Below are 7,032 nucleotides of genomic sequence, written 5' to 3' on the forward strand. Positions count from 1 at the left end.
TGCTCCCCGCGTCGCCGGTGCTCCCCGCGTCGCCGGTGCCGCCGGCGCGGACGGTGCCGCCGGCGCGGTCCACCGTGGTGACCGTTATCGTCGTGGTGGCAGTAGCGCTATCCTGTGCTCTCATGAGTGAGCGTAGCAGTGTCGCGGAACTGGCGAGTTCCCTGAGAGTCGAGCTGAACCGCTACTCGCCGGGTGGAAAGCTGCCATCGAGTCGCGCCCTCGTGGAGCGCTATCGGGTCTCCCCGGTGACCGTCACCCGCGCCCTCGCGCAGCTCGCAGCCGAGGGGCTCGTCGTCACCCGCCCCGGTGCCGGCGCCTTCCGTGCCGAGCCCCGTGCCGCCGCCCCCGACGCCGGCGACACCTCGTGGCAGGAGGTCGCCCTCAGCGCCGACACCGCCACCGAGCTCGTGCCCCGGGCCGTCGACGCCTCCGGTGTCCTCGTCACCCTGGCCGCCCCGCCGCCCGGCGTGGTCGAGTTCAACGGCGGCTACCTCCACCCCTCTCTCCAGCCCGAGCGGGCCCTCGCCGCCGCCCTCGCCCGCGCCGGACGCCGCCCCGGCGCCTGGGGCAGGCCGCCCACCGACGGCCTGCCCGAGCTGCGCGAGTGGTTCGCCCGCGAGATCGGCGGCAGCGTCACCGCCGCCGACCTCCTCGTCACCGCCGGTGGCCAGTCCGCCATCACCACCGCCCTGCGCGCCCTCGCCCCGCCCGGCACCCCCGTCCTCGTCGAGTCGCCGACCTACCCGGGCATGCTCGCGGTCGCGCGCGCGGCCGGACTGCGCCCCGTTCCCGTGCCCGCCGACGCCGAAGGGGTCCGCCCCGAGCTCCTCGAAGCGGCCTTCCGCGCCACCGGCGCCCGTGTCTTCGTCTGCCAGCCGCTCTTCCAGAACCCCACCGGGGCGGTGCTCGGCCCCGAGCGGCGCCGCGAGGTGCTCCGTATCGCCCGCACCGCCGGAGCCTTCGTCGTCGAGGACGACTTCGCCCGCCGGCTCGCCCACGAGGGCGCGCCGCCGCTCCCCGCGCCGCTCGCCGCCGAGGACCCCGACGGTGTCGTCGTCCACGTCTGCTCCCTCACCAAGGCCACCTCGCCGAGTCTGCGGGTCGGCGCCCTCGCCGCCCGCGGCCCCGTCCTGGAACGCCTCCGCGCCATCCAGGTCGTCGACAGCTTCTTCGTCCCCCGGCCGCTCCAGGAGGCCGCGCTCGAACTCGTCGGCTCGCCCGCGTGGCACCGCCATCTGCGGGCCGTCGCCCAGGAACTCAAGGGCCGGCGGGACCTGCTGAGCGGTGCCCTCGCCCACCAGCTGCCCGCGTTCGCCCTGCCGCAGGTTCCGTACGGCGGCTTTCACCTCTGGCTCCGGCTCCCCGACGGCGTCCCGGAGGCGGCCCTGGTCGCCGCCGCCCTGCGGGCCGGTGTCGCCGCGGCCCCGGGCCGCCCGTACTTCTGCGCCGAGCCCCCCGCCGGGCACATCCGGCTGAGTTTCGCGGGTGTCGCGGGCCCCACGGAGATCGTGGAGGGCGTGCGCCGCCTGCGGGCCGCGGTCGACGAGCTCGCCGCCTGAGCACCTGCGGCGGGCCCCACGGCGGGGCCGGCGGCCGCCGGCGCCCCCGGTCCGGGAAAATTCACCTGACAAGCCCCGGTGTCACTGGAACGCTTCGGGCATGAGCGACAGCGCCGCCACGGACACCCCCGTCATGCACGGGGCGTACGAGATCTCAGCCGACCCGACGCGGATCGACGCCGCCCGGGTGCACCACTGGCTGTCCACGGACTCCTACTGGGCCCACGGCCGACCTCGGGAGAAGCAGGACCGGGCCATCGCGGGCTCGCTCAACCTCGGTGCCTACGACCGGGAGACCGGCGAGATGGCCGCCTACGCGCGCGTCGTCACCGACTACGCCACCTTCGCCTGGCTGTGCGACGTCTACGTCGACCGCCCGGCGCGCGGCACCGGCCTCGGCACGGCGCTCGTCGCCGCCGTCCGCGACCGCCTCGCGCCGTACGGACTGCGGCGCATCATGCTCGCCACGGCCGACGCGCACGGTGTGTACGAGAAGGTCGGTTTCACGCCACTGCAGAATCCGGACAAGTGGATGGCTCTCGGGCAGCAGTGAGCCGGGGCCCCTCCGGCCCCCAGGAATGACCCCTTGACCTGCGGAGCCTTCGGCCTCACGATCGCGCCCATGGGTCTTCGGGTGACGCTCGTCACGGCGGCACGCAGCTCCTCCCTGCTCGCCGAACGCTTCGACGACGACCGGCCGCTCGACGAGGCCGGCTGGTACGAGGTGCAGCAGGCCGCGCCCGCGCTCATCCCGCTCGGCGCGGCCGAACTGCGCTACTGCTCCCCGACCCCGCGCAGCCGTGCCACCGGCACCGCCCTCGGCTTCGCCCCCCTCGCCCAGCCGGCGCTCCGCGACTGCGACATGGGCCGCTGGCGCGGCCAGACCCTCGCCGAGGTCGCCGCCCTCGAACCGGCCGCCGTCGACGCCTGGCTCACCGACGCCCGCACCGCCCCGCACGGCGGCGAACCCCTCCTCGCCTTCATCACCCGGATAGGGAACTGGCTCGACACCCGCCCCGCCGAGGACGGCGAGATCGTCGCCGTCGCCGAACCCTCCGTCGTACGGGCCGCCCTCGTGTACGCCCTGAAGGCACCGCCCGCCACGTACTGGAACGTCGACGTCCGGCCCCTCTCCACCGTCACCCTCACCGGCCGCCCCGGCCTCTGGCACCTCCAGCTCGACGCGGCCCTGCGCTGATCGGGCCCCGGCCCGCGCCGAGGGGCGTGGCCCCGTGCCGACAGGCATCGACCGGCACGGGTCCGGCTCCTCGGACCACCGACGCGCATACGGCGGGGGAGAGACCGCCCGCGACCGGCTAGCCTGAGAGCACGATGAACCGTTTGACCACGTCATGGGGCGCCTTCACGCTGACCCGTCATCCCGAGGACCCGCGCGATCAGCTGCGCGCCTGGGACGCGTCCGACGAGTACCTCCTGGGCCGCCTGGCCGAGGACGGCACCGATCTGTCCGGCACCGTCGCCGTCCTAGGCGACCGCTGGGGAGCCCTCGTCACCGCGCTCCAGGCCGCCGGTCCGGGGGAGCTCGTCCAGATCTCCGACTCGTACCTCGGCCGGGAGGCCACGCGGGCCAACCTCGCGCGCGCCGGTGCCGCCCCGGACGCCGTCCGGCTCCTCACCACCCAGGACCCGCCGCCCGAGCGGATCGACGTCCTCCTCGTCCGCGTCCCCAAGAGCCTCGCGCTCCTGGAGGACCAGCTGCACCGGCTCGCACCCGCCGTGCACGAGGGCACCGTGGTCGTCGGCACCGGCATGGTCAAGGAGATCCACACCTCCACCCTGCGGCTCTTCGAGCGGATCCTCGGGCCCACCCGTACCTCGCTCGCGGTGAAGAAGGCGCGGCTGATCCACACCACGCCCGACCCGGCCGTCACCCCGCGCCCGAACCCCTGGCCGCACCGCTACGACCTCCCGGCCGACACCCCCGCGCCCGGGCTGCCCGGTCTGACCGTCACCAACCACGCCGGGGTCTTCTGTGCCGACCGCCTCGACATCGGCACCCGCTTCCTCCTCGCGAACCTGCCCGGCGGCATCGGCCGGGTCCGCGTCGCCGACCTCGGCTGCGGCAACGGCGTGGTCGGCCTCGCCATCGCGCTGCACGAACCCGACGCGGAACTGATCTTCACCGACGAGTCGTACCAGGCGGTCGCCTCGGCGGAGGAGAACTTCCGTACGCACGTGGGCGACGGGCGCAAGGCCGAGTTCCTCGTCGGCGACGGGCTCGCCGACGTGCCCGACGGCTCGGTGGACCTCGTCCTCAACAACCCGCCGTTCCACACCCACCAGGCCACCACCGACCGGACGGCCCGCCGGATGTTCACCGACGCACGGCGCGCGCTGCGGCCGGGCGGCGAGCTGTGGGTCATCGGCAACCGTCACCTCGGCTACCACGTCACCCTCCGCCGGATCTTCGGCAACAGTGAACTGGTCGCGAGCGACGCCAAGTTCGTCGTCCTGCGCGCGGTGCGGCAGGCCCAGGGAGCGACCGCCGGGGGCCCGAAGGCCCGCTGACCGGCGGAACCCCACGACCGGGGCGCGGCCTTCCGGCCGCGCCCCTTCGTCATGCGCCCCAGGTGCGCGAGCACAGGACGAGCCGATAGCCGTCGGGATCCTCGACGGTCACGCCGTACTCGTCCCAGTACGGGTTGTGCGCGGCCACCCGCTTGCCGCCGGCGGCGAGCAGCCGCTCCACCTGCTCGTCCTCGACGGGCGCCCCGAGATAGACCACGAACAGGTCCTCGACCGTCGGGGCCGGCTCGACGGGGTGCTCGGGATCACGGGTCAGCTCGAAGTGCCAGCCGCCGCCCCCGGGGCCGACCATGAGCAGGTCGTGCTTGCCGGACACCCGCTCGGTGGTCCGCCACTGCACCTCCAGACCGAGCCCGTCGACGTAGAACCGCTCGGCGGCGGCCAGATCCCGCGTAGGGCGGGCGACCCGTACGTGGGTCCGCGCATCGATGATCATGTCGTCAGAGTAGGTGACGCCTCATCGAGCGAACCCCCGGGATCGCCCGCCCGTCCGTCGGGCCGACCGACCGACCGACCGACCGCCCGTCAGACCGACCGACCGCGCGCCTGCCCGTCGGGCCACCCAGCTGTCAGGCCAGGCCCACGAGCCCCCGGTACTCCTCGCTCCACAGGTCCTCGTCCGCGTCCGGCAGCAGCAGGACCCGTTCCGGGCGCAGGGCGTCGAGTGCCTCCTCGTCGTGCGTGACCATCACGATCGCGCCCGGGTACGTGCCCACGGCGGCCAGGACCTCGTCGCGGGAGGCGGGGTCCAGGTTGTTCGTGGGCTCGTCGAGGAGCAGGACGTTCGCGCCCGAGTGGACGAGCGAGGCAAGTGCGAGACGGGTCTTCTCGCCGCCGGAGAGCACCCCGGCCGGCTTGTCCGCGTCGTCGCCCCGGAACAGGAACGCGCCCAGGACCGCCCGTACCTCACCGTCCGTCAGCCGCGGAGCCGCGTCGGCGAGGTTCTCCCGGACCGTACGGCCCGGATCGAGCGTGTCGTGCTCCTGGGCGAAGTAGCCGAGCCGCAGCCCGTGCCCGCGCACGACCCGTCCGGCGTCGGGGGTCTCCTGACCGGCGAGGATCCGCAGCAGGGTGGTCTTCCCGGCCCCGTTGAGGCCGAGTACGACGAGCCGGCTGCCCCGGTCCACGGCGAGGTCCACCCCGTCGAGCACCGGGCGCGCCCCGTACGCCTTGGTGAGCGCGACCGCGCCCAGCGGCATCCGGCCGCAGGGCGCGGGCTCGGGGAGCCGGATGCGGGCGACCCGGTCGGCCTGCCGTGCCGGGTCCAGCCCGGCGAGCATCCGGTCGGCCCGGCGCGCCATGCTGCGCGCCGTCGTCGCCGTCGCCACCCGGGACTTCATGCGGTCCGCCTGTGCGTGCAGCGCCGCCGCCTTGCGCTCGGCGTTGGCGCGCTCGCGCACCCGCCGCCGCTCGTCGGCCTCCCGCTGGGCGAGGTACACCTCCCAGCCGGTGTTGTGGACGTCGAGCGCGGCGCGCCCCGGGTCGAGGTGGAAGACCCGGTTGACGGTGTCGGCGAGGAGCCGTACGTCATGGCTGATCAGCACCAGGCCGCCCCGGTGGGCGGCGAGGTGGCCGCGCAGCCAGCCGATCGAGTCGGCGTCCAGGTGGTTGGTCGGCTCGTCGAGCAGGAGAGTGTCCTCCCTGCCGTGACCGGCGAAGAGGATCCTGGCCAGCTCGACCCTGCGCTTCTGGCCGCCGGACAGCCGTCCGACGGGCCGGTCCATGAGCTCGGCGGGCAGGCCGAGTCCGGCGGCGACTCGGGCGGCCTCCGCCTCGGCCGCGTAGCCGCCACCCGCCTCGAAGGCGGACTCGGCACGGCCGTACGCGGCGAGAGTCCGCGCGTCGGGCGCCTCGCCGAGCCGGCGGGCGGCTTCCGCGAGCTGCCGGACGGCGAGGTCGAGGCCACGCGCGGAGAGGATCCGGTCGGTGACGGTCACGCCGGGGTGGGCCGCCCGCGAGTCCTGGGCGAGATGCCCGACGGAGCCGGTACGGGTGACGGTGCCGGCGGCGGGGGCGCGCAGCCCGGCGAGGGTGTCGAGGAGGGTGGTCTTGCCGGCGCCGTTGCGGCCGACGAGGCCGATCCGGTCGCCGGGGGCGACGTGGAAGGAGACGCCGGACAGCAGGAGCCGGGCGCCGACGCGCACGTCGGCACCACGCACGGTGATCATGAGGTAACGCTCCGAAAGGGCTTGAGGGCACACGGGTGGCGTGGGTGCGGGTCCTCAGCTAGGAGATTCGGGGCGTCGACATGGTGTCGAGGCTAACGGAGGAGGGGGTCCGGCGCACCGGACTTTCGTCCCGCCCGAGGGCCCCGCCGTCGGCCCCGCTCCGTCACCCGTCGGAAAAGACCAGGTCCAAGGCGCGTACCCGGTCCTCCCCCGTGGTGACGGAGACGGTGACGATCCGGTCCCGGCGGAGGGTGAACGCCACGGCGGACACGGGCCGCCCGTCGACGAAGGCGACCGCCCCGACGGCCCCGTCGACCAGCGCGGGCCGAGCCACGTCCGCGAACCGCGCGAACGCGGCGGCGCCCTCGGCGACGGCGGGCGCGCCGTGCACCGGGCCGCGGTCGGAGTGGGCGACCACGTCCGGGTCGAGGACGGCCGCGAGCGTACGGGCGTCACGCGCGCGTGCGGCGGCCAGGAACAGGTCCACCACCGCCCGCCTGCGCCCGATGCCCTCATCGGTACGGCCCGTCCCGTGGCCGTGTACCCGCTCCCGGGCCCGTCGGGCCAGCCGTGCCACCTCCTCGGGGGCGTCACCGGTGATGCGGGCCGTCTCGGAGGACGGCAGCCCGAACAGGTCGTGCAGCACATAGGCGAGCCGCTCCTCGGCCCCCAGGGACTCCAGGACGAGGAACAGCGCGAGCCACACGGACTCGCGCCCGCCCCCGGCCCGGACTCCGGCCACGCCCTCGACTCCGCCC

The 7,032-nt window shown here is 75.1% G+C and carries 7 protein-coding genes; 4 read left to right on the plus strand and 3 right to left on the minus strand.

Annotated features, from left to right (window positions below; all coding sequences use genetic code 11):
* The first annotated feature begins 122 nt into the window (after window positions 1-122).
* The 4 genes from AOK00_RS34200 (at window position 123) to AOK00_RS34215 (ending at window position 4,088) form a co-directional block, all read left to right on the plus strand.
* On the plus strand, window positions 123-1,559 hold the full coding sequence (locus AOK00_RS34200; RefSeq protein ID WP_055604027.1) for a PLP-dependent aminotransferase family protein: 1,437 nt from the start codon (window positions 123-125) through the stop codon (window positions 1,557-1,559).
* Between the two features lie 100 nt (window positions 1,560-1,659).
* On the plus strand, window positions 1,660-2,112 hold the full coding sequence (locus tag AOK00_RS34205) for a GNAT family N-acetyltransferase (RefSeq protein ID WP_055604028.1): 453 nt from the start codon (window positions 1,660-1,662) through the stop codon (window positions 2,110-2,112).
* Window positions 2,113-2,181: 69 nt separating this feature from the next.
* Complete coding sequence (locus AOK00_RS34210; protein WP_055604031.1) at window positions 2,182-2,757, plus strand: histidine phosphatase family protein; 576 nt, start codon at window positions 2,182-2,184, stop codon at window positions 2,755-2,757.
* A 134-nt stretch (window positions 2,758-2,891) separates the two neighbouring features.
* Complete coding sequence (locus tag AOK00_RS34215) at window positions 2,892-4,088, plus strand: methyltransferase (RefSeq protein ID WP_173861720.1); 1,197 nt, start codon at window positions 2,892-2,894, stop codon at window positions 4,086-4,088.
* Window positions 4,089-4,137: 49 nt separating this feature from the next.
* Here AOK00_RS34215 and AOK00_RS34220 read toward each other — a convergent pair whose 3' ends face one another.
* From AOK00_RS34220 to AOK00_RS34230, 3 genes are all read right to left on the minus strand, one after another.
* Window positions 4,138-4,542, minus strand: coding sequence for a VOC family protein (locus tag AOK00_RS34220; RefSeq protein WP_055604030.1), 405 nt, complete (start codon window positions 4,540-4,542; stop codon window positions 4,138-4,140).
* 133 nt (window positions 4,543-4,675) lie between these two features.
* Complete coding sequence (locus tag AOK00_RS34225; RefSeq protein WP_173861721.1) at window positions 4,676-6,274, minus strand: ABC-F family ATP-binding cassette domain-containing protein; 1,599 nt, start codon at window positions 6,272-6,274, stop codon at window positions 4,676-4,678.
* A gap of 163 nt (window positions 6,275-6,437) precedes the next feature.
* Window positions 6,438-7,032: sigma factor-like helix-turn-helix DNA-binding protein (locus AOK00_RS34230; protein ID WP_301554240.1), on the minus strand; the 595-nt coding region annotated here is incomplete at its 5' end.

Source organism: Streptomyces aureus, assembly GCF_001418135.1.
Lineage (GTDB): Bacteria > Actinomycetota > Actinomycetes > Streptomycetales > Streptomycetaceae > Streptomyces > Streptomyces aureus_A.